The 25,575-nt window shown below is 71.5% G+C and carries 28 protein-coding genes, 1 tRNA gene and 2 pseudogenes; 20 read left to right on the plus strand and 11 right to left on the minus strand.

Annotated features, from left to right (window positions below):
- Positions 1-4: 4 nt before the first annotated feature.
- From MKW14_RS02485 to MKW14_RS02500, 4 genes are all read left to right on the plus strand, one after another.
- Positions 5-439 carry a roadblock/LC7 domain-containing protein gene (locus MKW14_RS02485; RefSeq protein WP_240858467.1) on the plus strand — a complete coding sequence of 145 codons (435 nt, stop codon included), beginning with the start codon at positions 5-7 and terminating at the stop codon, positions 437-439.
- 2 nt (positions 440-441) lie between these two features.
- Positions 442-813 carry a DUF742 domain-containing protein gene (locus tag MKW14_RS02490; RefSeq protein WP_240858468.1) on the plus strand — a complete coding sequence of 124 codons (372 nt, stop codon included), beginning with the start codon at positions 442-444 and terminating at the stop codon, positions 811-813.
- Positions 791-1,390: a GTP-binding protein gene (locus tag MKW14_RS02495; protein WP_240858469.1), complete on the plus strand. Its 600-nt coding sequence runs from the start codon at positions 791-793 to the stop codon at positions 1,388-1,390. Before MKW14_RS02490 ends, MKW14_RS02495 begins: the two co-directional genes overlap by 23 nt.
- A 278-nt stretch (positions 1,391-1,668) precedes the next feature.
- A complete protein-coding gene (locus tag MKW14_RS02500; RefSeq protein WP_240858470.1) occupies positions 1,669-2,250 on the plus strand; it encodes a GAF domain-containing protein in 582 nt (193 codons plus the stop codon).
- Here MKW14_RS02500 and MKW14_RS02505 read toward each other — a convergent pair.
- Both MKW14_RS02505 and MKW14_RS02510 read right to left on the minus strand, forming a co-directional pair.
- Positions 2,180-2,902 carry an AAA family ATPase gene (locus MKW14_RS02505; RefSeq protein WP_240858471.1) on the minus strand — a complete coding sequence of 241 codons (723 nt, stop codon included), beginning with the start codon at positions 2,900-2,902 and terminating at the stop codon, positions 2,180-2,182. The genes MKW14_RS02500 and MKW14_RS02505 overlap by 71 nt on opposite strands.
- Before the next feature lie 56 nt (positions 2,903-2,958).
- Positions 2,959-3,564: a GPP34 family phosphoprotein gene (locus MKW14_RS02510; RefSeq protein ID WP_240858472.1), complete on the minus strand. Its 606-nt coding sequence runs from the start codon at positions 3,562-3,564 to the stop codon at positions 2,959-2,961.
- Between the two features lie 565 nt (positions 3,565-4,129).
- Here MKW14_RS02510 and tdh point away from each other — a divergent pair.
- From tdh to MKW14_RS02550, 8 genes and pseudogenes are all read left to right on the plus strand, one after another.
- A complete protein-coding gene (tdh, locus tag MKW14_RS02515) occupies positions 4,130-5,158 on the plus strand; it encodes an L-threonine 3-dehydrogenase (protein WP_240858473.1) in 1,029 nt (342 codons plus the stop codon).
- A 28-nt stretch (positions 5,159-5,186) separates the two neighbouring features.
- Entirely contained in the window at positions 5,187-6,380 is a 1,194-nt protein-coding gene (locus tag MKW14_RS02520; protein ID WP_240858474.1) for a glycine C-acetyltransferase, read from the plus strand.
- Positions 6,381-6,421: 41 nt separating this feature from the next.
- Entirely contained in the window at positions 6,422-7,378 is a 957-nt protein-coding gene (locus MKW14_RS02525; RefSeq protein WP_240858476.1) for a LysR family transcriptional regulator, read from the plus strand.
- Between the two features lie 46 nt (positions 7,379-7,424).
- Entirely contained in the window at positions 7,425-8,006 is a 582-nt protein-coding gene (locus MKW14_RS02530) for a helix-turn-helix domain-containing protein (RefSeq protein WP_240858477.1), read from the plus strand.
- The gene (locus MKW14_RS02535; protein WP_240858478.1) at positions 8,003-8,539 is read left to right on the plus strand and encodes a GNAT family N-acetyltransferase; all 537 of its coding nucleotides are present in this window, start codon (positions 8,003-8,005) and stop codon (positions 8,537-8,539) included. Before MKW14_RS02530 ends, MKW14_RS02535 begins: the two co-directional genes overlap by 4 nt.
- A gap of 46 nt (positions 8,540-8,585) precedes the next feature.
- Entirely contained in the window at positions 8,586-8,945 is a 360-nt protein-coding gene (locus MKW14_RS02540) for an MmcQ/YjbR family DNA-binding protein (protein ID WP_240858479.1), read from the plus strand.
- A 109-nt stretch (positions 8,946-9,054) separates the two neighbouring features.
- Positions 9,055-9,131: transfer RNA gene (locus MKW14_RS02545), tRNA-Pro, on the plus strand.
- A gap of 142 nt (positions 9,132-9,273) precedes the next feature.
- Positions 9,274-9,708: pseudogene (locus MKW14_RS02550) on the plus strand (endonuclease/exonuclease/phosphatase family protein); the annotation flags it as partial.
- A gap of 118 nt (positions 9,709-9,826) precedes the next feature.
- Here the strand turns inward: MKW14_RS02550 and MKW14_RS02555 are convergent.
- From MKW14_RS02555 to MKW14_RS02575, 5 genes are read right to left on the minus strand one after another with little or no spacing between them, the layout of a single operon-like run.
- A complete protein-coding gene (locus MKW14_RS02555; protein WP_240858480.1) occupies positions 9,827-10,828 on the minus strand; it encodes a glycoside hydrolase family 43 protein in 1,002 nt (333 codons plus the stop codon).
- Positions 10,828-11,115, minus strand: a complete 288-nt coding sequence (locus MKW14_RS02560) for a DUF1905 domain-containing protein (RefSeq protein WP_240858482.1) — start codon at positions 11,113-11,115, stop codon at positions 10,828-10,830. Before MKW14_RS02560 ends, MKW14_RS02555 begins: the two co-directional genes overlap by 1 nt.
- Positions 11,116-11,119: 4 nt before the next feature.
- Positions 11,120-11,896 (minus strand): DinB family protein, encoded by a 777-nt coding sequence (locus MKW14_RS02565; RefSeq protein ID WP_240858483.1) that lies wholly within the window; start codon positions 11,894-11,896, stop codon positions 11,120-11,122.
- Positions 11,897-11,948: 52 nt separating this feature from the next.
- Complete coding sequence (locus MKW14_RS02570; protein ID WP_240858484.1) at positions 11,949-13,124, minus strand: SPFH domain-containing protein; 1,176 nt, start codon at positions 13,122-13,124, stop codon at positions 11,949-11,951.
- An 11-nt stretch (positions 13,125-13,135) separates the two neighbouring features.
- Positions 13,136-13,384: an NfeD C-terminal domain-containing protein gene (locus tag MKW14_RS02575; protein ID WP_240858485.1), complete on the minus strand. Its 249-nt coding sequence runs from the start codon at positions 13,382-13,384 to the stop codon at positions 13,136-13,138.
- Between the two features lie 191 nt (positions 13,385-13,575).
- Between MKW14_RS02575 and MKW14_RS02580 the strand changes: the two genes are divergently transcribed.
- Positions 13,576-14,745, plus strand: coding sequence for an acyltransferase family protein (locus MKW14_RS02580; protein ID WP_240858486.1), 1,170 nt, complete (start codon positions 13,576-13,578; stop codon positions 14,743-14,745).
- A 17-nt stretch (positions 14,746-14,762) separates the two neighbouring features.
- Here the strand turns inward: MKW14_RS02580 and MKW14_RS02585 are convergent, their stop codons facing one another.
- A complete protein-coding gene (locus tag MKW14_RS02585; protein WP_240858487.1) occupies positions 14,763-15,236 on the minus strand; it encodes a winged helix-turn-helix transcriptional regulator in 474 nt (157 codons plus the stop codon).
- A gap of 93 nt (positions 15,237-15,329) precedes the next feature.
- Here MKW14_RS02585 and MKW14_RS02590 point away from each other — a divergent pair, with 93 nt between their 5' ends.
- From MKW14_RS02590 to MKW14_RS02615, 6 genes are all read left to right on the plus strand, one after another.
- Positions 15,330-15,824, plus strand: a complete 495-nt coding sequence (locus tag MKW14_RS02590) for a PaaI family thioesterase (RefSeq protein ID WP_240858488.1) — start codon at positions 15,330-15,332, stop codon at positions 15,822-15,824.
- Between the two features lie 110 nt (positions 15,825-15,934).
- Complete coding sequence (locus tag MKW14_RS02595) at positions 15,935-18,667, plus strand: MGH1-like glycoside hydrolase domain-containing protein (protein ID WP_240858489.1); 2,733 nt, start codon at positions 15,935-15,937, stop codon at positions 18,665-18,667.
- Positions 18,664-20,112, plus strand: a complete 1,449-nt coding sequence (locus MKW14_RS02600) for an alpha-amylase family glycosyl hydrolase (RefSeq protein ID WP_240858491.1) — start codon at positions 18,664-18,666, stop codon at positions 20,110-20,112. Before MKW14_RS02595 ends, MKW14_RS02600 begins: the two co-directional genes overlap by 4 nt.
- A gap of 57 nt (positions 20,113-20,169) precedes the next feature.
- Positions 20,170-20,835, plus strand: coding sequence for an NUDIX domain-containing protein (locus tag MKW14_RS02605; protein ID WP_240858929.1), 666 nt, complete (start codon positions 20,170-20,172; stop codon positions 20,833-20,835).
- A 73-nt stretch (positions 20,836-20,908) separates the two neighbouring features.
- Positions 20,909-21,892 (plus strand): aldo/keto reductase, encoded by a 984-nt coding sequence (locus tag MKW14_RS02610; RefSeq protein ID WP_240858492.1) that lies wholly within the window; start codon positions 20,909-20,911, stop codon positions 21,890-21,892.
- A 184-nt stretch (positions 21,893-22,076) separates the two neighbouring features.
- Complete coding sequence (locus MKW14_RS02615) at positions 22,077-22,883, plus strand: hypothetical protein (protein ID WP_374116524.1); 807 nt, start codon at positions 22,077-22,079, stop codon at positions 22,881-22,883.
- A gap of 13 nt (positions 22,884-22,896) precedes the next feature.
- Here MKW14_RS02615 and MKW14_RS40805 read toward each other — a convergent pair.
- A pseudogene (locus MKW14_RS40805) lies at positions 22,897-23,049 on the minus strand (dihydrofolate reductase family protein); the annotation flags it as partial.
- Between the two features lie 56 nt (positions 23,050-23,105).
- On the opposite strand from MKW14_RS40805, the gene MKW14_RS02625 reads away from it, so the two are divergent.
- Entirely contained in the window at positions 23,106-23,924 is an 819-nt protein-coding gene (locus MKW14_RS02625; RefSeq protein ID WP_240858493.1) for a DUF427 domain-containing protein, read from the plus strand.
- Here the strand turns inward: MKW14_RS02625 and MKW14_RS02630 are convergent.
- Together MKW14_RS02630 and MKW14_RS02635 are read right to left on the minus strand one after the other, a co-directional pair.
- A complete protein-coding gene (locus tag MKW14_RS02630; protein WP_240858494.1) occupies positions 23,887-24,423 on the minus strand; it encodes an NUDIX hydrolase family protein in 537 nt (178 codons plus the stop codon). The two genes, MKW14_RS02625 and MKW14_RS02630, sit on opposite strands and share 38 nt — an antisense overlap.
- 15 nt (positions 24,424-24,438) lie before the next feature.
- On the minus strand, positions 24,439-25,575 hold the full coding sequence (locus tag MKW14_RS02635) for an amidohydrolase family protein (protein WP_240858495.1): 1,137 nt from the start codon (positions 25,573-25,575) through the stop codon (positions 24,439-24,441).

Here is a 25,575-nt window from a genome sequence, read left to right on the forward strand (position 1 = left end):
CACCATGGCGAGCGATGCGCCGACCGGTCATGTTTCCGATCTCGACTGGCTGATGAGCGGTCTCGTGCAGCGCGTACCGCACACCACCAGTGCGGTCCTTCTGTCCTGCGACGGGCTCGTGAAGTCGGTCCACGGCCTCGACGCGGACAGCGCCGACCACATGGCCGCGCTGGCCTCCGGCCTGTACTCCCTCGGCCGCAGCGCCGGGGTGCGCTTCGGTGACGGCGGCGAGGTCCGCCAGGTCGTCGTGGAGCTCGACTCGACCCTGCTGTTCGTCACCACCGCCGGCTCCGGCACCTGTCTCGCCGTGCTGGCCGGCCGCGAGGCCGACGCGGCGGTCCTCGGCTACGAGATGGCGATGCTGGTCAAGAGCGTCCGCCCGTACCTGGTCACCGCACCCCGGCAGCAGTCCGTCGAACCCCCGGCGATGAGGCCTTGAGCGTGGCGACGGCCGGCGACGGGCCCTGGCTCGACGACGCGGCCGGACGGCTGGTGCGTCCCTTCACGGTCAGCAACGGCCGCACCCGGCCGAGCATCGCCCTCGACCTCCTGTCGCACGTGATGGGCACCGGGGCCACGCCCCTCGGCTACCTCGGCCCCGAGCACCAGCAGGCGCTCGACCTGTGCCGCGCGCCCGTGTCGGTCGCCGAGGTCGCCGCGCATCTCAAGCTGCCGGCGGTGGTCACCAAGGTGCTGCTGTCGGACCTAGTCGACTGCGGGGCGCTGACCACCAAGCCCCCCGAGTTCCACCACAACCCGACTGACCGGGCCCTTCTGGAGGCAGTGCTCGATGGACTACGACGACAGCTCTGACCCCTTCCCGACCGCACTGAAGATCCTGGTCGCGGGCGGTTTCGGGGTCGGCAAGACGACCTTCGTGGGCGCGGTCAGCGAGATCGCGCCGCTGAGCACGGAGGAGCTGCTCACCACGGTCAGCGCCGCGACCGACCGTCTCGACGGCATCGAGAACAAGGTCGAGACGACGGTGGCCATGGACTTCGGCCGCATCACGCTCGATCCGGAACACGTGCTCTACCTGTTCGGCACGCCGGGTCAGGAGCGGTTCTGGTTCATGTGGGACGAACTCTCCGAGGGCGCGCTCGGCGCGGTGATCCTCGCCGACACCCGGCGCCTCGAGGAGTGCTTCGCCGCGGTGGACTTCTTCGAGCAGCGCGGCCTGGGCTTCATCGTCGCCATCAACGAGTTCGACGGCTCCTACCGCTACGACCCCGAGGAGGTCCGTGCCGCCATCGACCTGCCGCCGGAGATCCCGGTGGTGCGGTGCGACGCCCGTATCTCCAGTTCGGGGGTGCAGACGTTGCTGACGCTCGTACGGCATCTGATCGCGCACGCGCCGGCGCATGCGCCGAGTCATGGCGCCCATAGGTGATGTGTGACATAGCACTGAGAATTTCAGTGGTATGTGACATGCCACTTCCTCGCCGCCCCTGCACCCAAGCCCACGCACCCAAGCCCCTGCACCCAAGCCCCTGCACCCAAGCCCCTGCACCCAAGCCCCTGCACCCAAGCCCCTGCACCCAAGCCCCTGCACCCAAGCCCCTGCACCCAAGCCCCTGCACCCACGCCCACGCACCCACGCACCCACGCCCACGCACCCACACCCACCCTCCACGGAGCCCCCATGCCCCCCGCCCCCAGTGACCGCCCATGAGGTACGACCCCGCGCGTCCGGCCGGTCGTCTGCTGCTCACCCCGGAGGACAAGGAGGCCCCGGCCCGCACCCTGCGCCTCGGTCAACTCGGCCTGGGTGAACGCCCGGACCCCGATCTCGACGCCTATGCCGGCCGGCTCGCCGGGCTCACCAGGGCGCCGTACGCCATGGTCAACTTCATCGACCAGCACCGCCAGTTCTTCGCGGGGCTGCATCTGCCGGACGTGGCACCGCCGTTCGTGAGGCCCGACGGCACGACGCCCGTGCTGGGCCGTGAACTCGCCCGCGATCACGGCTTCTGCCCCCATGTGGTGGTCCGGCGCAAGGCACTGGTGCTGGAGGACGTCTGCGACTACCCCCGGTTCGCGGGCAATCCGATGGTCGACGAGTTCGGCATCCGTTCCTACCTGGGCGCCCCGCTCATCGACAGCACAGGCATGACGCTCGGCACGCTCTGTGTGGCCGACGTCGCGCCCCGGCCCTGGGGCAGAGCCGGTCTGGAGACCATCAAGTCCTCGGCGGCGGAGCTGGTGGCGCGGCTGGAACGGCGCGAGGCCGACGGGCTGCCGCTGCTGTGAGCCGCGCCGGGACCGGCGTGTCGTCCGCCCAGCCTCGGGCCAGGGGGAGTCGGCCCGACCGGTGTGCCGCACGTTGTTCGGTCACCCAGCGCTCCACACGGTCGACGGACCGGGCCAACGGCTGGTCCGTGGTGTCGATCAGACAGGTGCGCCATCGTGGGTCCCCGGCGCTCCACGCGGTCCACCGGTGCCAGGCCATCTCCGGCCAGCTGCCGTCGATGACGACCTCGGGCCGGAAACGGGGGTCGCGGGCGTGTCCGCGGTGCCAGGCGGCCCAGCCGCAGAAGGCGTCGGTGGCTTCCTGGTCCCACCGGCCGCCGTCGCGCGCGGCGAGCCGGTCGCGCCGAGCCGTGTCGGCGACGTCGATCAGACACACGGCGATCCCGTCCAGGGACGGAGCCGAGGGAGCGGCGAGGACCTCGCCCAACGGTGAGTTGCCGGACAGCAGCAGATCCGCTCCGCGGGCCTGGTACTCCAGTGCGCGGCGTACCCACAGCTCCGTCGTGCGATTGCGCCAGTGAGGAGGGATCGGAGGATCCGGAACTCCGACTTCGTCGAACTCGTGCACGACGACCCCGTCGAGTCGGTCGGCGACGGCGAACGCGAGCGTGGTCTTGCCCGCGCCGCTGGATCCGGTCAGCTTGAGCAGCATCCGGCCAGCGTCGCAGCCCGTGCCGTCCTTCTCGACCGGATTTTGGCTGGCGCGCTCTAGTAGCCCCGCCACACGTTGTCGAACGCGGCGTCCTCGATCGCCTTGCGCTGGCGTACGGCCTCCAGTTCCATCACCGCGTCGCCGACGGCGGCCAGGACCGTCGTGACCGTCTCGCCGGCGAGGGCCTCCGCGTCCTCGGCCGGTTCGTCCCGGATGCCGGCCGCGGCCGCCAGCGCGGCGAGGATCGGTTCGCCCGCCGCCCAGCGGTCCTCGGCCTCCCGCCGGGCCGCGGAGTCGACCAGTTCCGTGCGGGAGGTGCGCAGCGGAATCCGCTGGCCGCGCGGGCGGGTGGTCAGCCCGATCCGTTCGAAGTCCTCGACGTAGGCGGAGGACAGTCCCCGGCCCCGGCGCCACAGCCAGTCCTCGACCGACTCGTACGGCTCCTGCCGTACGAGTTTGTCGGCGGCGTCGTCCAGCAGCCGGTCACCGGTGGGCGCCTGGGCGCTCGGCAGGATGCGGTTACCGTCCAGGACGAGCGCCTTGGCCTCGATCAGGTCGAACACCTCGGCTCCCGCGAGCGCGAGCGACAGGTCGCCCTGCTCGACGGGCCGGTCCGGTGCCGCCTCCAGGGCGACGATCGCGAGGTCCCGTGCGGTGGTCATGAGCGGCTCCACTAGTTGGCCGAGTGCGGGACGAGAGCGTCCGCGTCCTTGCTCGATTCTCGCCGCCCCGAGGCTGCTGTGTGTCCTTCTACGACCATGTGGTGCGGTAGGCCGATCCGCAGTATGGCGGCGGCCTCCGGCCGCGGCGAGGACCACGGCGGCCGCGGGCAGCAGGGCCGGCCGGTAGCCGTGGTGCAGCGGCTGGGCGACGGCCGGCGGGCCGAGGATCCGGCCGACGGACTATCCGGTAGTCAGCAGGGCCACCGAGCGCGGGAAGCGCAGATGAGCCCCGGCGGCCCGGGCCGGACACGCCCAGGAACGTGCCGCCGAACAGCACGGCCGGCACCAGCGCCGCCGCCGCACCGCCGACCAGCGGCCTCGCCCGCCACCACGTCTCCCGCCTGGGCGAGGAGGCGTGAAGCCAGGCTGCGGCGCGGCTTAAGAAAAGCTCGATGGACCGGGGGTGGTCCGGTGCGGCAGATTGCAGGTGATTCCACCCCCCTCCCCGGACGCGGGCCCGCTTCGGCGTGCCCGCGTCCGGGTCCCCGAGCACAGGAGCCATGGCGTGAAGGCGCTGGTCAAGGAGAAGGCGGAGCCCGGTCTGTGGCTCGCGGACGTCCCGGAGCCCGCCGTCGGACGCGGTGACGTCCTCATCAAGGTGCTCCGCACCGGCATCTGCGGCACCGACCTGCACATCCGGGCGTGGGACGGCTGGGCGCAACACGCGATCCGCACGCCGCTGATCGTCGGTCACGAGTTCGTCGGCGAGGTCGTGGAGATCGGACGCGACGTCGCGGACATCAAGCCCGGCGACCGGGTCAGCGGCGAGGGCCACCTGGTCTGCGGCAAGTGCCGCAACTGCCTCGCCGGGCGGCGTCATCTGTGCCGCGCCACGGTCGGGCTCGGCGTCGGCCGGGACGGGGCCTTCGCGGAGTACGTCGCCCTGCCGGCCGCCAACGTGTGGGTCCACCGGGTGCCCGTGGACCTCGATGTCGCGGCGATCTTCGACCCGTTCGGCAACGCCGTGCACACCGCGCTGTCCTTCCCGCTGGTCGGCGAGGACGTGCTGATCACCGGCGCCGGACCGATCGGCCTCATGGCCGCCGCCGTCGCCCGGCACGCGGGCGCCCGCAACGTCGTCGTCACCGACGTCAGCGAGGAGCGGCTGGAACTGGCCCGCAAGATCGGGGTCAGCCTGGCGCTGGACGTGTCGCGGGCCGCCATCGCCGACGGACAGCGGGAGCTGGGCCTGCGCGAGGGCTTCGACATCGGTCTGGAGATGTCCGGACGGCCCGAGGCGCTGCGGGACATGATCGCCAACATGACGCACGGCGGCCGTATCGCCATGCTCGGCCTGCCCGCCGAGGAGTTCCCCGTCGACTGGGCCCGGATCGTCACCTCGATGATCACCCTCAAGGGCATCTACGGCCGGGAGATGTTCGAGACCTGGTACGCGATGTCGGTGCTGCTGGAGGGCGGCCTCGACCTCGCTCCCGTGATCACCGGCCGGTACGGCCACCGCGACTTCGAGGCGGCCTTCGCCGACGCGGCGAGCGGCCGCGGTGGCAAGGTCATCCTCGACTGGACCGCGTAACCCCCTCACCGCTTCAGGAGCTTCCGTCATGTTCGACTCCGTGCGCGACGACCTGCGCGCCACCCTCGACGAGATCCGCGCCGCCGGTCTGCACAAGCCCGAGCGGGTGATCGGCACCCCCCAGTCCGCGACCGTGAACGTGACCGCGGGCGGCCGGCCCGGCGAGGTCCTCAACTTCTGCGCCAACAACTACCTGGGCCTCGCCGACCACCCCGAGGTGGTCGCCGCCGCCCACGAGGCCCTGGACCGCTGGGGCTACGGCATGGCCTCCGTCCGCTTCATCTGCGGCACGCAGGAGGTCCACAAGGAGCTGGAGGCGCGGCTGTCGGCGTTCCTCGGCCAGGAGGACACGATCCTGTACTCCTCCTGCTTCGACGCCAACGGCGGTGTCTTCGAGACCCTGCTGGACGCCGAGGACGCGGTGATCTCCGACGCCCTCAACCACGCCTCGATCATCGACGGCATCCGCCTGTCCAAGGCCCGCCGCTTCCGCTACGCCAACCGTGATCTCGCCGATCTGGAGCGGCAGTTGAAGGAGGCGGCCGGTGCGCGGCGCAGGCTGATCGTCACCGACGGCGTCTTCTCCATGGACGGCTACGTGGCACCCCTGCGGGAGATCAGCGACCTCGCCGACCGGCACGACGCCATGGTCATGGTCGACGACTCGCACGCCGTCGGCTTCGTCGGCCCCGGCGGCCGCGGCACCCCCGAGCTGCACGGCGTCATGGACCGCGTCGACATCGTCACCGGCACCCTCGGCAAGGCCCTCGGCGGCGCCTCCGGCGGTTACGTGGCCGCCCGCGCCGAGATCGTCGCCCTGCTGCGCCAGCGCTCCCGGCCGTACCTCTTCTCCAACACGCTGGCCCCGGTGATCGCCGCCGCGTCCCTGAAGGTGCTCGACCTGCTGGAGGCGGCGGACGACCTGCGCGTCCGTCTCACCGAGAACACCGCGCTCTTCCGCCGCCGTATGACCGAGGAGGGCTTCGAGATCCTCCCCGGCGACCACCCGATCGCGCCCGTGATGATCGGTGACGCGGCGAAGGCGGCCCGGCTGGCGGAGCTGCTGCTGGAGCGGGGCGTGTACGTGATCGGCTTCTCCTACCCGGTGGTGCCGCAGGGCAAGGCCCGTATCCGCGTCCAGTTGTCCGCCGCGCACTCGACGGACGACGTCAACCGTGCCGTGGACGCTTTCGTGGCGGCCCGGGCCGAGCTGGAGGGCTGACCCGGCCCGACCGTCCGGGACATATTGCGATAATCGATCCCATGATCGAGGCGCGGCGACTCCACATCCTCCGTGCGGTGGCCGACCACCGCACGGTGACGGCGGCTGCCGCCGCGCTGTATCTGACCCCCTCCGCGGTCTCCCAGCAGCTCACCGCCCTGGAGCAGGAGACCGGCCACCGGCTGGTCGAGCGCGGCGCCAAGGGCGTGCGGCTGACCCCGGCCGGCGAGATCCTGCTCAGCCACACCAACGCCGTCCTCGCCCAGCTGGAGCGGGCGGAGGCCGAGCTCGCCGCGTACGGATCGGGCGCCGCCGGCACGGTCACCGTCGCCTCCTTCGCGACCGGCATCGCCCAGGTCGTGGCCCCGGCGGTGGCCCGCCTCGCCGTCACCGCGCCCGGCATCCGCCTGCGCGTCCAGGACGCCGAGGGGGACGCCAGCCTGCCGATGGTGCTGGACCGGCAGGTGGACGTCGCCGTCGCCGTCGAGTACCGCGGGGCTCCGCCGGCCGACGACCCGCGCCTCGCGCACGTCCCGCTGTACGCCGAGCCCTTCGACGCGGTGGTGCCGGTCAGCCACCGGCTGGCCGACGCCGCCGTGATCCCGCTGGCCGACCTGGCCAAGGACCCCTGGATCGGCCCCTACCCCGGCAACCCCTGCCACGACGTGGTCGTCCTGGCCTGCGAGACGGCCGGCTTCCAGCCCCGCCTGGAGCACTCCTCGGACGACTTCCGCGCCGTCGTCGCCCTCGCCGCGGCCGACGCCGGGGTGGCGCTCGTACCGAGGTCGGCGTTGCAGGGCATGGACCTGGCCGGAGTGGTCGTCCGTCCCGTCGACGGGGTCGCGCCGACCCGGCGGGTCTTCGCGGCGGTGCGCCGGGGCGCCGAGGAGCATCCGCTGATCCGGCCGGTGCTGGAGGCGCTGGGGGAGGCGGCGGGGCCGGACGCACCCGGGGAGACCGCGAGGCCGGACGCCCCGCGAGGGACGGCGGAGCTGTGAGACTTCCGTAACCCATGTGTCTCATATCCGGGATAGCGTCCCGGATATGAGAAGCATCGAGGAGATCGCCCCGGACCCGGTGGACGCCCGGCTCGCCGCGCGCCTCGCCGAGCTGCGGGCCGAACGGGGCTGGTCGCTGGGGGAGCTGGCGGAGCGGAGCGGGATCAGCAGGTCGACGCTGTCGCGGGCCGAGCGGGCGGAGATCAGCCCGACCGCCGCGCTCCTGAACCGCCTGTGTCATGTCTACGGCCGGACCATGTCCCGGCTGCTCAGCGAGGTCGAGGCGGAGCCCGCGCTGCTGGTGCCGGCCACCGAGCAGCCGGTGTGGGAGGACCGCGCCTCCGGTTTCGTACGGCGCTCGGTGTCGCCGCCGCACGCCGGGCTGCGCGGCGAGCTCGTCGAGGGACGGCTGGCGACGGGCGCCGACATCGCGTACGACCGGCCGCCGGTGCCCGGTCTCGAACAGCACATCTGGGTTTTCGAGGGGGAGCTGGACGTGACGGCACAGGACGTGGAGCACCGGCTCGGCACCGGGGACTGTCTGCGGCTGCGGGTGTGGGGTCCGACGCGGTTCCGGTGCGCCGGTGCCGAGGAGGTCCGGTACGTGCTCGCGGTGGTGCTGCCGTGAGGGTGGAGCGACTGGACGTGAGCGAACTGCACGCGCGCGTGGAGGAGTTGGCCGACCTGCTGGTCGACACCGTCGACGGCGGAGCCTCCATCGGCTTCCTCGCGCCGCTGGACCGCGCACAGGCCCTCGTCTGGTGGAAGGAGCGCGTGGCCGGCGTGGCGGCCGGGCGGCTCGCGGTGTGGGCGGCGCGTGACGGCGGGCGCACGCTCGGCACCGTCAGCCTGGCCTTCCCGGAGAAGCCCAACAGTCGGCACCGCGCCGAACTGGTCAAGCTGATGGTGCGCCGGGACGCCCGCGGACGAGGCATCGGCCGCACGCTCCTGGCCACCGCCGAGTCCGCGGCGGCCGCGGCGGGCGTCACCCTGCTGCACCTCGACACCGAGACCGACAGCCTCGCCGAACGGCTCTACGACACGGCCGGGTGGACCCGCGTCGGCGCGATACCGGACTACGCGGCCCGTCCCGACGGTGTCCTGCGGCCGACGTCGATCTACTACAAGCGGCTCGCCGGCGCCCGGGAAACCGACGGCTGACGTCCTCACCAGGTGGTTGTCAGTGGCAGCCGCTACCGTGCGGGGCATGCAGGATGCCGAAGACGTACGCCGTATCGCCCTTGCCCTGCCGGACACGGCGGAGAAGGTCGCCTGGAGCATGCCCACCTTCCGGGTCGCGGGGAAGATGTTCGCCACGCTGCCCGAGGACGAGACGTCCATCGCCGTGCGCTGCCCCAGGGAGGAGCGCGACGAGCTGGTGCTGGCGGAGCCGGAGAAGTTCTGGATCGCCGGCCACGAGGCGCAGTTCGCCTGGGTGCGGGTCCGCCTCGCCGCGCTGGAGGGCGAGGGGGAGCTGCGGGACATCCTCGCCGACTCCTGGCGCCAGGCGGCTCCCACCCGGCTGCTGGAGGCCTACCCCGAGCTGGGGCTGCCGGCCGACGGCTGAGACACCGGGGCCGTCCGCCCCGCGGGAAAGCCGGGCGCGATCACGGACCGGAGTGCGGTATGGTTTCCTAGCACGTCGGCCCGGGGGAAACCCCAGGTCAGACGGGCAGCGGGACGTGGCGCAGCTTGGTAGCGCACTTGACTGGGGGTCAAGGGGTCGCAGGTTCAAATCCTGTCGTCCCGACCAGCTTCATCGCAGGTCGCAGGCCGTTCTTCCGATCACGGGAGGGCGGCCTTTCGCGTCCGCTTCGGACACCCTGGAGGAGATCACCGAGCGGGCCCGGGGCACGTACGAGAAGGAGCTGGCGAAGAGGTACCGCTACCACAGGGTGCTGGGCACCGTCGGGCTGTGGAGCGGGCTGCCCCTGTCGGACACCCGGCCGGTCGACCTCGCCACCGACTACGGGCCGCTGGCGGCCACCAAGTCCGCCGCCGAGAAGCTGACCTACAACCGGGCACTGCGCACCACCGTCACCACCTGGCAGGGGCCGCTGGCGGTGTACGTGGCCCACCTGGGATCCGTGCGCGTGAACCCCCGGGTCGGCTTCTGGACCGGCTCGCGGGACAGAGGCGCGCAGGCGCTCGCCAAGGCCGTCGCCGCCGAACACGTCAAGCGGGTGGTGCTGCTCGGCGACCTCAACGGCACCATGGACGACCGCGCCCTCGCCGGCGTCAGCGAGCAGCTGCGCTCGGCGCAGGACGAGCCCGGAGCCGGCTTCGGCTTCAGCTGGCCGGCGAGGTTCCCGGTGGAGCGGATCGACCAGATCCTGGTCAGGGGAGTGAGGCCGGACAGCGCCTGGGTGCTCCCCGCCACCGGCAGCGACCAACCTGCCGGTGGCGGCCCGGGTGAGCTGGTGACGGGCGGCTCAGGGGGCTTCGTGGTCACCCGCCGCCGTCGAGGTCGGTGCGCTGTCGCAGCACGCGCAGCTCATGGCCGTCCAGCCGCATCTCGTACAGCTTGCCGCGGGCGTTGTCGAAGGGGCGGTGCAGGATCATCATCAGCTCGCCCTCGAAGGTGCGGAAGAGCATGCCGTGCCCGCTGTCGTCCCGGACCAGGGGCCGCTGCTGTTCCCAAGGGCCGGTCAGCTCACCGGACTCGGAGACGGCGTAGGTCTGGACGTAACCGCCGCTGATGTTTCCGTCCGGGCCGACCGTGTTCTTCTCGTACGTCGACCACAGCATGAGCAGCGAGCCGTCGGGGGTGCGGTATAGCTGGGGGCCGTCGGTGATGTACGGCGGGAGCTGGGCCGGCACGCCCGCCGGTATCTGCTCGCCGAGCCAGGACGCGTCCGACGCCTTGAACAGGAACACCGGGTCCCCGACCGTCCGGGACAGATCGGGGGCCAGCCGGACCGCCTCCATGGTGCCGTCGACCGTCTGCAGCCACTCGTGCGCGTACACCATCCACGGCTGTCCGGACGGATCGACGTACAGCGTGCCGTCGAGGGTCATGAGGTGCGCGGGCGGGGTGGGGCCGGCCGGGTCGACGACGGTGAAGGGACCGAGGAGCGAGTCCGAGACGGCGGTGACCGTGCCACGCAGGTGGTTGGCCAACTGGAAGGGCGTGCCCCAGCGGTTGGGCGGAGGGACGGGAAGGGGGCTGTTCTCGTCGTGCAGGGTGGTGAACAGGTAGTAGCGGCCGTCCCATGGATGGACCTCCGGGGCCCAGCCGCCGTCGCTCGCCCAGATCCCCGTCTGCTCACCGGCGAGGAAGACCACGACGGGCCGCTGCCACTCACGCAGGTCGCGGCTGCGGTACACCATCGTGCCGACGCCCTCAACCCCCGACACCGACGGGTCGTTGGACGTGTAGAGGTGGTACGTGCGGGACGTGTCGTCGGCGACGACGAACGGATCGTGCAGCGGCATGTCGGGAAGCAGCATCACAGCCGCACCGTCATCCGTATCGCCACGTCGTCTCCCGCGGACAGCCCGCTCGGCACGCGCACGGCGTTCTTCAGCGGCAGCAGATAGCCGCCGTCCTTGGGGAACAGCGAGGTGGCGAAGGCCCTCTCGCCGATGCGTGCCTCGACCGGGATCACGCCCCAGCCGTAGGAGGCCAGCGCGGCCACCTCGCGGATGTCGGCGGACTCCTGGTCCGGCACGGGCACGAAGTAGTAGGGCGCCGGACCGCGCCACTCGATCACCCGGCCCGTGAAGGCGAGTTCCACGCGCTCAGCTCCGCTTCTCGAGGACCGTCAGGTCGCGTTCGGCGTACATCCGGTGACACCACTCCTCGTTGAGGACGACGAGCAGACACTCCCGTACGGGGAAGGCCGCGCCCTCGTCCGGCCAGCCGGGGCCCACCAGGGGCTCGGTGCGCTCGTCCAGTCGCCGGTCGGTCAGGCCGTCCACCACGCGACGTACCGTCGCCATCGCCGCCAGCCGGAGGGCGAGCGCCTCGTCGAGGGGCGGGCGGGCCGTGCGGTCGTGGGGGACGCCCGGGCGGGGGACCATCTCGTCCCAGGGCAGCGACAGGGGGTGCCAGGGGCTCGGGACGCCCAGCACGCAGCGCTCCACCCAGGACTGGCTCGCGAAGGCGAGGTGGCGCAGGGTCTGGACGAAGGACCACTCGCCGTCGACCGATGCGTGCAGCAGTTTTGGAGGCAGCCGGCGGGCCCTCGTGACGGCCGCCTCCCACAGCCGCTCGTCGAGGTCCCAGGCCTCGCGGAACCCGTCGGCGGTGGTGGGCCGGAACTTCGGCCGGTCGGGGTGGCGGCGGTCCAACTCCCCCTCCACCAGCGGCGCCACGTCCACGCCGTTGACGACGAGGTTCCCGATCTCGCCGTCGATGGTGGTGTCCACCAGCTCCACACCGCGCATCACGACGTGGTTCAGCCCGCAGCCGCGGAACCTCGCCCCGTTCAGCCCCACCGCCGTGAAGCGTGCCCCGTCCATGGCGGCGCGCTCGAACCGGGCACCGCGCAGGTCGCTGAAGTCGCTGTCGCCCATGGGGGCCAGACTATGCCGAGGTCCCCGTCGGGGACGGGGACCTCGGAGGGAATCAGTCGACGTTGACCGGACCGTCGTCGGACTTGCGCTCGTCCTTCGCGCGCAGCTCCAGCACGCCGTTGCCGGACGGGCGGCTCTCGCCGTCCTGGCCGCCGCTCAGGTTCTGCCGGACGGAGTCCAGGATCGTCAGACCCTGCGAGACCAGACCGGCGGCGATCTCACCGAGACCGTCCGCGCCGTTGAGGACGTTGACGTTGGCGCCGGCGAGACCGCCCGCGGCCTCCTTCACGATCTGCGGCAGCTGGTCGATCAGCATCCGGTCCAGCGCCACCCGGTCGTACGAGGCGGCCGCCTCGGCCTGGATCTTCATGCGCTGCGCGTCCGCCTGGGCGAGCAGCCGGATCCGCTCGGCCTCCGCCTCGGCCGGCTTCACGATCTCCGCCACCAGCTGCTGCTGGCGCAACTTGGCCTGCCGCTGGGCCAGTTCGGTCTGCGCGGCGAGCACCTCCTGCTGGGCGTGCGCCTGCGCCAGCGGTCCGGCCTGCGCGGCCTGCGCCTGCGCGCGGTCCACCTCCGCCGAGTACTCGGCCTGGACGACGGCGGTCTGCCGGGCGTACTCGGCCTGCTTGCGCGCCGCCTCCTGCTGCGCCTCGGCCGCCGTCTGGGTGGCCTGCGCCTGGGCGATCTGGGCCTGCCGCTGGATGGCCGCCCGGTGCGGCGCGGACATGGCGTCGATGTAGCCGGCGTCGCCGTCGTCGATCGACTGGATCTGCAGCGAGTCCACGATCAGACCGATCTTCGCCATCTCCGTCTTCGAGGTGTCCAGCACCTCCGCGGCGAGCTTCTGGCGCTCGGTGACGATCTCCTCGACCGTCATCGAGCCGATGATGGCCCGCAGATGACCGGCGAAGATCCGGCCGGTGAGCACCGACATCTGCTCCTGGTCCGAGAGGAAACGCTGCCCGGCGTTGATGATGCTCTCGGTGTCGTTGCCGACCTTGAACGCGATGACGGCACGTACGTTCAACGCGATGCCCTGCCGGGTCACACAGGTCTCCGTGACCTCGGACTCGCACATCGCCAGCGTGAGGAAACGGGTCTTTCGGAAGAACGGCAGCACGAACTTCCCGTGCCCCGTCACCACCCGGAACGGCGCGCCCCCCAGTCCCCGCCTGCCACCCGAGATCAGCATCGCCTCGTCGGGAGCGGGAACGCGGTAACCGAACATTCTGCTACTCCTCAGTCCGCGTCGGCACGGTCGCCGATCGCTCCGAGTGGATCCCTCCACTCGATGACGCCGACCTCACGACACCCACGTGACTCGATCACGAGCACCGTCGCCCCCGTCGGCAAGGGTTCGTCGGACCAGGCTATGAAGGTCTCCGAGCCGCCCCGGACCGGCACCAGGACCTCACCGGGACCCCCGGTACCCCGGGTTCCGATGAGCACCTTCCCGATGCAGCCGATCACGGCCTCGTCCTGCGGCATCACCGGCCGACCTCCCATGCGTTGGCCCACGATTCCGACGATAGACCCACCGGTAACCGCTGCCTAACACCAGGACGGATCTCGTAACCCCCGCCATCGGTGTGACGTTAGCTACGGGACCGATTGGAAGACGACGAACAGGCAACGCTCCCTTTCATGCCCCGTACGCACATCCCCGGGAGGGCGACCCGATGACGACGGCGACCAGAGCGCCCGGGACGCCGCCCGCCACCGCCACCGAGACCACCGCCACCGAGACCACCGGCACACCGAAGAACAGGATTCCCCGCCCCGCCGCGGCGCCCACGCTGCCGTCCCTGACCGGACTGCGCTGGATCGCCGCGCTGCTGGTCTTCGGACTGCACGTGCACAACTTCCACTACTTCGACGGCACCGGCCAGCGCGTGATGACGTGGGCCTTCGGCGCCGGAGCCAACGGAGTGTCGTTCTTCTTCGTGCTCTCCGGCTTCGTCCTGATGTGGTCCGCCCGGCCCGGCGACCGCGCGCTGCCGTTCTTCAGACGCCGCATCGCCCGTATCCTGCCCGTCCACCTGGTCACCGCGGCCGTCGCCCTCGTCATGGCCTTCACCCTGGCCCACCAGAACCGACCGACCCTCACCGCGGGTCTGGCCAACGCCTTCCTGGTGCACTCCTGGTGGCGCCCCTGGTGGCAGACCCTCGACCCGGTCAGCTGGTCGCTGGCCTGCGAGGCGTTCTTCTACGGCACCTTCCCGCTGCTCGCCCTGCTGCTGCGCCGTCTCGGCGCCCGGGGCGCGGCGGCACTGGCCGGGCTCGCGCTGCTGGCGGTGTTCGTGCTGGCCTGGGCGGACGCGCACCACTGGGCGGACCAGCCGCTGTACTCCTTCCCTGCGGCACGGCTGCCCGAGTTCGTGATCGGCGCCGCCGTGGCCCGGCTGGTGCTGCTCGACCGCTGGCGCGGGCCGGGTCTGGAGGCCTCGCTGGCCCTGGCGGTCATCGGCTACTTCCTCGTCCCCCAGGTCACCTCCGGCTACCCCGCGACGACCTGCACGGTCATCGGCTTCGCGCTGCTGATCCCGGCGGCGGCCCTCGCGGACCTGCGCGGTCTGCCCTCGCTGTGGCGGCGCCGGTGGCTGGTACGGCTGGGGGAACTGTCCTTCGCCTTCTACATGATCCACCTGCTGGTGCTGCGGGCCGCGACCGGCCTGCTCGGCACCTCCCCGCGCTTTGGCGTGACGACGGGCCTGGCCACCACGGCCGTCGCGTTCACCGTGTCGCTGGGGCTGGCCTGGGTGCTGTACGAGGCGGTGGAGGTACCGGCGCGACGCCTGCTGCTCCGCAAGCGGCCGGCCCTCAAGCTGCCCGCCCTGAAGCCGCGGTAGGGCGCCTCAGGCAGGCCCTACGGCCGCGGGACGGGCCGGGCGGCGGGTCCCGGGTGGACCGTGACCTCGGTGGGGGCGAGGGCGGTGTGCTCGTCGGGGCACTCGACCACGACCCGCACCGGGGCGCCGCAGTCGCGGTGCCGGATCTCGATGACGGGGCCCTCCGGATCGGCGACGTACGTCTCGCCCCACTGCCGCAGCGCGACGAGGACCGGCCACAGATCGCGGCCCTTGGGGGTGAGCCGGTACTCGTGCCGGGTCCTGCTGCCCCGCTCCTGGTAGGGCACGGTGTTCAGGATCCCGGCGGCGACCAGCTTGCGCAGCCGGTCGGAGAGGACGGCGTCCGAGAGACCGACATGGCGGCGCAGCTCGTCGAACCGGCGCACTCCGTTGAAGGCGTCCCGCAGGATCAGCAGCGTCCACTTCTCGCCGACCAGGTCGAGCGTGCGCTGGACGGTGCAGTTCTCCGTGCTCGTCTCCAGCCACTTCATACGGGCCATCGTAGGCCCCTGACTCTGTCATTGACAGTCAGCTCGACCCGCGGCTAGCTTCGGGGAAAAGAGTCAGGGAGATGGTGCAGGCGCATGAAACGCACGCGGACGTACGACTGGGAGGACCCCGCGATCTCGGCAGGCGCCGTGGGACGGGGATCGGGGCTGGAGTTCCTGCGGGAGATCCTCGCCGGCCGCCTGCCCACCGCGCCGGTCGCCGCCACCCTGGGCATGGCCCTCGAAAAGGTGGACCACGGGCACGTGGTGTTCTCCCTGGAGCCCGGCGAGGAGCACTACAACCCGATCGGCAGCGTCCACGGCGGCATCTACGCCACGATGCTCGACTCCGCGGCGGGCTGCGCCGTGCAGTCCACCCTGCCACAGGGCATGGCCTACACCTCGCTGGACCTGACGGTGAAGTTCCTCCGCCCGGTCACGGCCGACACCGGCAAGGTCCGTGCCGTCGGCAGCGTCGTCAGCAGTGGCCGCCGCACCGCCCTCGCCGAGGCGAAACTCCTCGACCCGACCGACCGCCTCCTCGCCCACGCGACGAGCAGCTGCATGCTGTTCCCCGTACCGGCCACCTGAAGCCCGACCGGTTCCGCCCGAGCTGAACTCCCTCCTCCGCCGCTCAGGCATTGCGGCGCCGTCCCGGAGCGTCGAGGCTGGGGGCGTTGCGCGGGTGTGAGGAGGCGGTCATGGCGGCGGACAGCGGTGTGACGGGCGCCGAGCGGCAGCGGCTGGCGGACGCCGACGCGTCCTGGGCCGACTGGCGCCGCTGGGGGCCGTACCTCAGCGAACGCCAGTGGGGGACCGTACGGGAGGACTACAGCCCCGGCGGCGACGCCTGGTCGTACTTCACCCACGACCAGGCCCGCTCCCGCGCCTACCGCTGGGGCGAGGACGGCATCGCCGGCGTCAGCGACGACAAGCAGCGGCTCTGTTTCGCGCCGGCCCTGTGGAACGGCCGCGATCCCATCCTGAAGGAGCGGATGTTCGGCCTGACCAACCAGGAGGGCAACCACGGCGAGGACGTCAAGGAGTACTACTTCCACCTCGACTCCACGCCCACCCACTCCTACATGAAGTACCTCTACAAGTACCCGCAGGGCGAGTACCCCTACGCCGACCTCGTGGACACCAACCGCGCCCGCACCCGCCACGACTTCGAGTACGAACTCCTCGACACCGGGGTCTTCGACGAGGACCGCTACTTCGACGTCTTCGTCGAGTACGCCAAGGCCGGCCCCGAGGACCTGCTGATCGAGATCGGCGTCCACAACCGCGGCCCCGACGAGGCGACCCTGCACCTGCTGCCGACCCTCTGGTTCCGGCACACCTGGTCCTGGGCGGGCGGAGACGCCGTACCGAGCCTGACCAAGACCCCGGACGGCATCCGCGCCGACCACGAGGAACTGGGCCCGCGCTGGCTCTACCACGACACCGACGCCACCGCCCTGTTCACCGAGAACGAGACCAACAACGAGCGCATCTTCGGCAGTCCGAACACCACGCCCTACGTCAAGGACGGCATCGACCGCTGTGTCGTCCACGGCGACACCGCTGCCGTCAACCCGGCACAGACCGGCACCAAGGCCGCTCTGCACACCGTCCTGACCGTCCCCGCCGGTGCCAGCGCGACCGTCCGGCTGCGCCTCAGCGACCGTGAACTCGCCGACCCCTTCGGCGACTTCGGCACGACGATGGACGCGCGGCGGACCGAGGCCGACGCCTTCTACGACAGCGTCCTGCCCGACACCATGGGCGAGGACGAGCGGCGGGTCGTGCGGCAGGCGCTCGCCGGGATGCTGTGGAGCAAGCAGTACTACTACCTGGACGTCGAGCGCTGGCTCGCCGAGCACGGCGTGGACCCCCTGGCCGCCGACCCCCGCCTGCGCAACAGCGCCTGGTACCACATGGTCAACGACGCGGTCATGTCGATGCCGGACACCTGGGAGTATCCCTGGTTCGCAGCCTGGGACCTCGCCTTCCACACCATCGCCCTGTCCATGGTCGACATCGGCTTCGCCAAGTCCCAGCTGGAACTGCTGCTGCGCCGCCTGTACCTGCATCCCAACGGCCAGATCCCCGCGTACGAGTGGAACTTCGGCGACGTCAACCCGCCCGTGCACGCCTGGGCGACCCTCTTCGTCTACGAACTGGAGAAGCACCGCACCGGGAACGCCGACCGCGCCTTCCTGGAGAACGCCTACCAGAAGCTGACGAAGAACTTCACCTGGTGGCTCAACCGCAAGGACGTCGACGGCAACAACGTCTTCCAGGGCGGCTTCCTCGGCCTGGACAACATCGGCGTGTTCGACCGCAGCGCCCCGCTGCCCACCGGCGGTCACATCGACCAGGCCGACGGCACCGCCTGGATGGCCCTGTACTGCCAGAACCTCCTGGAGATCGCCATCGAACTCGCCGTCGACAACCCGGTCTACGTCGAGCAGGCACAGATGCTGTTCGAGCACTTCGCCTGGATCGCCGTCGCCATGAACCGCATGGGCAAGGACAACACCAGCCTGTGGGACGAGGAGGACGGCTTCTTCTACGACGTGCTGCGCCTGCCCGACGGCAGCGCGCAGCCGATGAAGGTCCGCTCGCTGGTCGGTCTGATCCCGCTGGCGGCGACCAGTGTGATCGGCGGCCGGGCCCACCGGGGCTTCCCCGAACTGGTGCAGGGAGCACGGGAGTTCATCAAGCGGCACCCGGCCGTCGAGGCCTTCGTCGACCAGAACGTGCGGGCGGCGCCCGACGCGGACGGCCGCTACCTCTTCGCCCTGTTCGGCGAGGACCGGCTGCGCCGCATCCTGGCCCGGATGCTCGACGAGGAGGAGTTCCTCGGCCCGCACGGCATCCGGTCCCTCTCCCGCTGTCACGCGGCCCACCCGTACACCTTCGACGTGCACGGCGAGACCTACGGCGTCGGCTATCTGCCCGCCGAGTCGGACTCCGGCATGTTCGGCGGCAACTCCAACTGGCGCGGCCCGGTGTGGTTCCCGATGAACCTCCTGCTGATCCGCGCTCTGCTGAACCTGCACGCCTACCACGGGCCGGACTTCACCGTGGAGTGCCCGACCGGCTCCGGGCGGCAGATGAACCTCTACGAGGTCGCCCGCGAGATCTCCGACCGCCTCACCGCCACCTTCCTGCGCGGCGAGGACGGCCACCGGCCCGTGCACGGAGCGCAGCCCAAGTTCGCCAAGGATCCGCACTGGAAGGACCTGATTCTCTTCTACGAGTACTTCCACGGCGACAACGGCGCGGGCCTCGGCGCCTCCCACCAGACCGGCTGGACCGGGCTGGTCGCGGCCACCGCCACCGTGTTCCGCACGATCAGCGCCGACGACTGGCAGCGCGGCGGCCGCGACTCCCTGCGGCCGCGCCACGAACGGTTCACGACCGACGAGGGGGAGCCCTTCTCATGACGGTGATCCACGAGATCAACACCCTCGTCTGGCTGCGCGAGCTGAGCACCCGCTACGACCGTCCGGTCACCCTGGGCGACGTACCGGAGGAAGCCTGGGACGAGGTCACCGTGCCGGGCGTGGACACCGTGTGGCTGATGGGCGTGTGGGAGCGCAGCCCCGCCGGGCTCGCGATCGCCCTGCGCGACGAGTCCCTGCTCGCCTCCTTCCGCCGGGCGCTGCCCGACCTCACCGACGCGGACATCGCCGGATCGCCGTACTGCGTACGGAACTACGTCGTCGACGCCTCCCTCGGCGGACCGGACGGCCTCGCCGGGGCGCGCGCCCGACTCGCCGCGCGCGGCCTGCGGCTGATCCTCGACTACGTCCCCAACCACGTCGCCCCCGACCACCCCTGGCTCACCGAACGCCCGAACTGCCTGATCCGGGGGAGCGCGGACGACCTGGCCCGCTCGCCCGAGGCCTACCTCCAGGCCGCAGGGCAGATCTACGCCCGCGGCCGCGACCCCTACTTCGCGCCCTGGCCCGACGTCGTCCAGCTGGACGCCTTCAGCGACGACCTGCGCGCGGCGACCGTCGACACCCTCGTCTCCATCGGCGACCAGGCCGACGGCGTGCGCTGCGACATGGCGATGCTGCTGATGAACGACGTCTTCGCCAAGACCTGGGGCGATCGCGTCGGCCCGCCGCCCGCCGAGGACTTCTGGCCGTACGTCGTCCCGCGCGTCCGCGCCCGCCACCCGGACCTGCTGTTCGTCGCCGAGGCCTACTGGGACCTCGAATGGGCGCTCCAGCAGCAGGGCTTCGACCACTGCTACGACAAGCGCCTCTACGACCGCCTCCTGCACGAGGACGCCGACGCGGTCCGCGCCCACCTCCAGGCCGGCCTCGGCTACCAGCGCGGCCTGGTCCGCTTCCTGGAGAACCACGACGAACCCCGCGCCGCCGCCACCCTCCCCGGCGACCGGGAGCGCGCCGCGGCGGTCACCGTCGCCACCCTTCCGGGCGCCACCCTCTGGCACGAGGGCCAGTTCGAGGGCCGCACGGTCCGTCTTCCGGTGTTCCTCTCCCGCCGCCCCGAGGAGCCGGTCGACGAGCAACTGCGTGCCTTCTACGCCCGGTTGCTCCCGGCGGCCGCCGCCGTGCGCGACGGCGAGTGGCGCCTGCTCCCCGTCACCGGCTGGCCCGACAACGACACCCACCGCAACCTGCTCGCCTGGTCCTGGACCGGCCCCGGTACCCGCCACCTCGTCGTCGTCAACCACTCCGACGCCCCGGCTCAGGGCCGGGTCCCGCTGCCCTGGCCCGACCTGGCCGGAGCATCGCACCGGCTCACCGACCTGCTGACGGACGTGACGTACGACCGCGACGGCGACGCGCTGCTCGCCCCCGGGCTCTTCGTCGACCTGCCCGCCTGGCACTCCCACGTCCTGAGCGCGGCCTGACGGGGGGCCGTGATAGACAGCGACCATGATCTGCTCACGCACGACCGGCGGTGGCCTGTGACCGCCGGCATCGACACCCCGGACCACCGCGGCCGCACCGGCCTGGACCAGACCGGCCTCGACCTGACCGGAAACCCGCGCGTGAGGGTGCGCGAGGTGAAACTGCTCTCCAGCCACTGGTACGTGGAGCGGGCCACCACCTTCGACTTCCAGCACGCCGACGGCACCTGGAGCAGCCAGCAGCGCGAGACGCACGACCGCGGCAACGGAGCCACCATGCTCCTGTACGACACCGAGCGCGAAACCGTCCTGCTCACCCGGCAGTTCCGCTTCCCCGTCTATGTCAACGGCCACCCCGACGGCATGCTGATCGAGACCCCGGGCGGGCTGCTCGACGACGATGACGAGCACCCCGAACTCACCGCCCGCCGTGAGGTGGTGGAGGAGACCGGGCACACCATCGGCGAGGTCCAGCACGTCTTCGACGTCTACATGAGCCCCGGTTCGGTCACCGAGCGCGTCAGCTTCTTCGCCGCCGCCTACGGACCCTCGACCCACACCCACGCGGGCGGCGGCCTGGAGGAGGAGGGCGAGGACATCGAGATCGTCGAACTGCCCTTCCGGCGGGCCCTGGAGATGATCCGCACCGGCGAGATCAACGACGCCAAGACCATCATGCTGCTGCAGTGGGCCGCTCTCGAAGGGCCCTTCGCGAAGGGTTGACCTCAAGCGCACTTCAAGAGGAAGACTCCCGTTCGTACCCGGAAAACCCGGGCACGAACGGGAGGACACACCCATGAAGTACCGCACGATCGGAACCGACCCGGCGCACCGCCGCGAGGTCAGCGTCCTCGCGCTGGGCGCCATGCTGTTCGGCTCCCGCACCGACGAGAAGACGTCGTACGCCCTGCTCGACCGGTTCGTCGAGGCGGGCGGCACCTTCATCGACACCTCCGACAACTACGCCTTCTGGGAGGACGGCGGCCAGGGCGGCCAGAGCGAGGAACTCCTCGGCCGGTGGCGGCGCAGCCGCGGCGTCGGCGACGAGATCGTCATCGCGACCAAGCTCGGCGCCCGGCCCCTCGCTCCCGGCACCAGCTACGTCGACAACCCCGAGGGCCTGTCGGCGAAGGTCATCCGCGAGTCCGCCGAACGCAGCCGCGAACGGCTCGGCGTGGAGAAGCTGGACCTGCTGTACGCGCACATCGACGACCCGACGGTTCCGCAGCGCGAGACCGTCGAGGGCTTCGCCGAACTCGTCGCCGAGGGCACGGTCGGTCTGCTCGGGGTGAGCAACCAGGCCGTGTGGCGGGTGGAGCGGGCCCGGGCGATCGCCGCCGCGGCCGGGCTTCCCGGCTACCAGGTCCTGCAGTACCAGCACAGCTATCTGCGCCCCCGCACGGACGTGCCGAGCGACCTGTTCCCCGACGGCAGTCTCGGCGCCGTCGACCCGCAGCTGCTGAGCTATCTGCGGGCCGAACCCGGCCTGACCCTGGTCGCCTACTCACCGCTGCTGAAGGGTGCCTACGTCCGCCCGGAGCGGCTGCCGCACGACTACGACCACCCCGGCACCCCGCCCCGGCTCGCGGCCCTGCACCAGGTGGCCGAGGAGACCGGCGCGAGCGTCAACCAGGTCGTCCTCGCCTGGCAGCTGGCCTCGGACATCCCCACCGTCCCCCTGCCCGGCGCCTCCTCACTCGCCCAACTGGAGGAGAACCTCACCGCCGTCGACCTGGAACTGACGGCAGACCAGCGGTCCAGGCTGGACGCGGCGAACTGAACACGATCGGGCAGTGCGTGCCACTCGGCGGCGCCGCCGCGGTCGGTGACCCGGGCCTGCCGGGTATGCGTTGTACACGTGACAGACCCGAAAAATTCACTGAAGCTTTAGCCAAGGGTTATGAACGACCCGGGCGGATTTCCGGTCCATACGGTGGGGGCCGTTCTCGAGAGACGGGGGAATCTTGCTTATCAGGGGGACCGACCTGGTCGAACGGGGTGAGGGACAGCCGCAGGCCGTGTGGTGGTGGCGGGCACTGCTGTTCCTGTGGCGCACCCTGCGCCGCGAGTGGAACGGCATCATCGTCGACCCGGTACGGCAGCTGAGACGCCGCGGCCTGCCCGCGCTGTCGCTCGCCTTCCTCGCCGCCTTCGGCGTCATCTTCTTCCACGCGATCGCCCAGCACCCGGCCGGCGCGACCGCCGTACGGCTGCTCGGCGGCGTCTACGCCGACCTGCCGCTGTGGCTCGCACTGCTGCGCACACCCGTGTCGCTGTACGTGCCCGCCCTCGACCTGCCGGTGTGGGCGGGCATCACCCAGCTGTTCCTGGCCTTCGCCCTCGCCGAACTCGCCCTCGGCCGCGCCAGAACCCTCCTCATCTCCTACGTCACCACCCTGGCCGGCACCCTCACGGTCCGGGTGATGCTGGCGATCGGGCCGGGCTGGCACGGCATCGGCCTGCCGCCGGAGATCGGACAGGTCCTCGACACCGGCCCGTCCGCCGCCGTGGTCGGCCTGTTCACGTACATCTCCGTCGTCCGCCGCGCCCCCATCGTGTTCACGCTGACCGGCGGCTCGATGGTCTGGGAGTCGATCGCCGTGCCCAACCTGGCGGGCCGCGAGCATCTCATCGCGGTCGCGGCCGCCATCGTCCTGGCCCTGATCCACGAGCGTGGCCGCCTATGGCGGAACGGCGGACCGTCCTCCCCGGCCGCCCCCGGTTCCGTACCGGCCCGGTGCTCCACGGGCGGTCCCTCACTGCTGCCGTGAGGGCGGGCGAGGCGTCGGCCGGGAAGAGCCGGCCGCCGGCGCCGACGACCGTGGGGAGGGTGACGAGCCGGTACTCGTCGACCAGGTCCTCGGCCATCAGCACGCGGGCGACGCCGAGACCGCCCATGACGATCACGTCCCGCCGCTCCCGCTCGACGGCCGGCAGTACGCCACCAGCTCGCCCCGGTACGGCTCAAGGTCCATGGGGTTCATCATGGAGCCATGAGTGGACTCCCCACCGCACGCTCCGTCCGCAGCACCCCCGAAGGCCTCCTGTGGGAGCCGAGCGAGCGCCGGGTGCGAGGCCGCAAGGGCGACGTCACCGTCGTCGACAGCCGGCACCCCGTCCTCGTCTGGGAACCGTCCCTGCCCGTACCGCAGTACGCCTTCCCGCGCGCCGACGTACGCCAGGACCTGCTGCGCCCCGCGAAGAACCCCCGCACCGGCTCGCACACCGGATCGACGGTCTTCTACGACCTGGAGATCGACGGCGAACTGCTGGAGAACGCCGCCTGGACCTTCCCCTCCGCCGACCTCGCCGACCACATCGCCTTCGAGTGGTTCCGGCGCAGCGGCAAGGGCCTCGACCACTGGTACGAGGAGGAGGAAGAGATCTTCGTCCATCCACGGGACCCGCACAAACGCGTCGACGCCCTCGTCAGCGGCCGCCACGTCCAGGTCGAGGTCGACGGCACCGTCATGGCCGACACCCACCGGCCCGTGCTGCTCTTCGAGACCGGCCTGCCGACCCGCTACTACATCCCGCGCGAGGACGTCCGCATGGACCTGCTCACCCCCACCGACCACCACACCGGCTGCCCCTACAAGGGCACCGCCGAGTACTGGTCGTCACCCGGCGGCGCGAACCTCGTGTGGAGCTACCCGGAGCCGCTGCCCGCCGTGGGCGCGATCAAGGGCCTCTTGGCCTTCTTCAACGAGGCGGTCGACATCACCGTGGACGGGGAGCGGCTGGAGCGCCCCGTCACACCGTTCAGCGCGCTGTTCACACCGAGCAGCCCACGTGGGCCAGCGCCTGCCTGAGCAGCACCCCGTGGCCGCCCGGCATCTCGCTCTGCACCGCCTCCGACACGGCCTCCTGCGGGCTGAACCAGACCAGGTCCAGGGCGTCCTGCCGGGGCCGGCAGTCACCGGTCACCGGGACCACGTAGGCCAGTGACACCGCGTGCTGACGCGGGTCGTGGTACGGCGTGACGCCCTGGGTCGGGAAGTACTCGGCGACGGTGAACGGCTGCAGCGAGGCCGGGATCCGGGGCAGCGCCACCGGGCCGAGGTCCTTCTCCAGGTGGCGCATCAGGGCGTCCCGGACGCGCTCGTGGTGCAGCACCCGGCCGGAGACCAGGGTCCGGCTGACCGTCCCGTCCGGCCCGATGCGCAGCAGCAGGCCGACGCTGGTGACTTCGCCGCTGTCGTCGACGCGCACGGGCACGGCCTCGACGTACAGGATCGGCATCCTGGCACGCGCCATCTCCAGCTCGTCGGGGGAGAGCCAGCCGGGCGTGGTATCGGTCATGTCAGACATTGCTTGATCATACTTTCAGGAGGCGCCGGGCAGGCGGTATACCCGGCGTGCGTTGTGTGCTCCCGCCCACTCCGCCAGGCGCAGCGCGTCGGGCAGGTCCAGTTCGTCGTCGTCCACCCGTTCCTGGAGCAGACCGGCCAGGGCCCGGCGGAAGGACAGCGCGCCCAGACAGTGGAACTCGGCCACACCGTACGCGTCCGAGCTGTACAGGAGTTTGCGGAAGGGCGTGATCTCGAGGGCCTCTTCCAGCACGGCACGTGCCCGCGCCGGGCCGACGTGGTGCAGGGCGAGGCCCACGTCCAGGTACACCTGCTCGAAGACCGCCGCCAAGTGGGCGGCCTGGCGCTGGTAGGGCCAGCAGTGCAGCAGCAGCACCGGGATCGTGCCGGCGGTCAGGTGCAGCCAGTCGGTGAGGTGGGCGGGGTCCGAGCGGTGCAGCCGGATGTCGTTGTCGCCGAGACCGACGTGGAGTTGCAGCGGCAGGCCCAGGTCGACCGCGGTCCACAGCAGATGCCGTACGAGCACCGGGTCCGCCAGCCGTCCGGAACCGCTCGCGAGCAGGCGCCGGGCCGCCTCGGTGACCTCCGCGTCCGAGGGGCGGGCCGGGTCCAGGTCGAAGCCGGTGCGGTAGGCGGCCACCGACTTCACGCCGACCACGCCCGGCCGCCGTACCGCCTCCAGCGCGGCCACCCGGAAGCGGTCCGCGTACTCGCCTGGCTCGACGCCCTGGGCCGCCACCTCCTCGGCGACGTTCTCCAGCCGCACGATCTCGTACGCCGTCCCGCCCACGGGCTCCACCAGTTCGGCGGGGGTGGTGAGACGGTCCGGGGCGTACCCGGTGTCCACGCAGAACACCTCCGTCCCCGCGGCGGCCAGGAAGCGGCGGTGCACCTCGCCGGGGCCCAGCTCGACGCGCCGCGCGAGATAGGCGTCGGGCCGCGCGTGGCGCGGGAGGTCCAGCAGGGGAGCGCAGTGGCGGCGGATCGCGATGCCCACCGGACTGTCGAAGGTGGAGATCCCGGGCCAGGCCCCGCCCTCGGTGATCAGCGTCTCGAAGGCCTGCCGGTCCAGGTCGCCCGTGACCACGCCGTGGCAGTGGTGGTCCACCAACGGCAGCGCGTCGAGGGCTTCTTGGACGGGACCGGAGGGCAT

Source organism: Streptomyces gilvus, from assembly GCF_022513565.1.
Taxonomy (GTDB): domain Bacteria; phylum Actinomycetota; class Actinomycetes; order Streptomycetales; family Streptomycetaceae; genus Streptomyces; species Streptomyces gilvus.

What these genes read in the sequence shown, in the direction of transcription:
- MKW14_RS02485 (WP_240858467.1), top strand. Translation starts at nt 5, where the DNA reads ATGGCGAGCGATGCGCCGACCGGTCATGTTTCCGATCTCGACTGGCTG.
- MKW14_RS02495 (WP_240858469.1), top strand. Translation starts at nt 791, where the DNA reads ATGGACTACGACGACAGCTCTGACCCCTTCCCGACCGCACTGAAGATC.
- MKW14_RS02500 (WP_240858470.1), top strand. Translation starts at nt 1,669, where the DNA reads ATGAGGTACGACCCCGCGCGTCCGGCCGGTCGTCTGCTGCTCACCCCG.
- MKW14_RS02505 (WP_240858471.1), bottom strand. Translation starts at nt 2,902, where the DNA reads ATGCTGCTCAAGCTGACCGGATCCAGCGGCGCGGGCAAGACCACGCTC.
- MKW14_RS02510 (WP_240858472.1), bottom strand. Translation starts at nt 3,564, where the DNA reads ATGACCACCGCACGGGACCTCGCGATCGTCGCCCTGGAGGCGGCACCG.
- MKW14_RS02520 (WP_240858474.1), top strand. Translation starts at nt 5,187, where the DNA reads ATGTTCGACTCCGTGCGCGACGACCTGCGCGCCACCCTCGACGAGATC.
- MKW14_RS02525 (WP_240858476.1), top strand. Translation starts at nt 6,422, where the DNA reads ATGATCGAGGCGCGGCGACTCCACATCCTCCGTGCGGTGGCCGACCAC.
- MKW14_RS02530 (WP_240858477.1), top strand. Translation starts at nt 7,425, where the DNA reads ATGAGAAGCATCGAGGAGATCGCCCCGGACCCGGTGGACGCCCGGCTC.
- MKW14_RS02540 (WP_240858479.1), top strand. Translation starts at nt 8,586, where the DNA reads ATGCAGGATGCCGAAGACGTACGCCGTATCGCCCTTGCCCTGCCGGAC.
- MKW14_RS02555 (WP_240858480.1), bottom strand. Translation starts at nt 10,828, where the DNA reads ATGCTGCTTCCCGACATGCCGCTGCACGATCCGTTCGTCGTCGCCGAC.
- MKW14_RS02565 (WP_240858483.1), bottom strand. Translation starts at nt 11,896, where the DNA reads ATGGGCGACAGCGACTTCAGCGACCTGCGCGGTGCCCGGTTCGAGCGC.
- MKW14_RS02570 (WP_240858484.1), bottom strand. Translation starts at nt 13,124, where the DNA reads ATGTTCGGTTACCGCGTTCCCGCTCCCGACGAGGCGATGCTGATCTCG.
- MKW14_RS02575 (WP_240858485.1), bottom strand. Translation starts at nt 13,384, where the DNA reads ATGCCGCAGGACGAGGCCGTGATCGGCTGCATCGGGAAGGTGCTCATC.
- MKW14_RS02580 (WP_240858486.1), top strand. Translation starts at nt 13,576, where the DNA reads ATGACGACGGCGACCAGAGCGCCCGGGACGCCGCCCGCCACCGCCACC.
- MKW14_RS02585 (WP_240858487.1), bottom strand. Translation starts at nt 15,236, where the DNA reads ATGAAGTGGCTGGAGACGAGCACGGAGAACTGCACCGTCCAGCGCACG.
- MKW14_RS02590 (WP_240858488.1), top strand. Translation starts at nt 15,330, where the DNA reads ATGAAACGCACGCGGACGTACGACTGGGAGGACCCCGCGATCTCGGCA.
- MKW14_RS02595 (WP_240858489.1), top strand. Translation starts at nt 15,935, where the DNA reads ATGGCGGCGGACAGCGGTGTGACGGGCGCCGAGCGGCAGCGGCTGGCG.
- MKW14_RS02600 (WP_240858491.1), top strand. Translation starts at nt 18,664, where the DNA reads ATGACGGTGATCCACGAGATCAACACCCTCGTCTGGCTGCGCGAGCTG.
- MKW14_RS02610 (WP_240858492.1), top strand. Translation starts at nt 20,909, where the DNA reads ATGAAGTACCGCACGATCGGAACCGACCCGGCGCACCGCCGCGAGGTC.
- MKW14_RS02625 (WP_240858493.1), top strand. Translation starts at nt 23,106, where the DNA reads ATGAGTGGACTCCCCACCGCACGCTCCGTCCGCAGCACCCCCGAAGGC.
- MKW14_RS02630 (WP_240858494.1), bottom strand. Translation starts at nt 24,423, where the DNA reads ATGTCTGACATGACCGATACCACGCCCGGCTGGCTCTCCCCCGACGAG.
- MKW14_RS02635 (WP_240858495.1), bottom strand. Translation starts at nt 25,575, where the DNA reads ATGCCCTCCGGTCCCGTCCAAGAAGCCCTCGACGCGCTGCCGTTGGTG.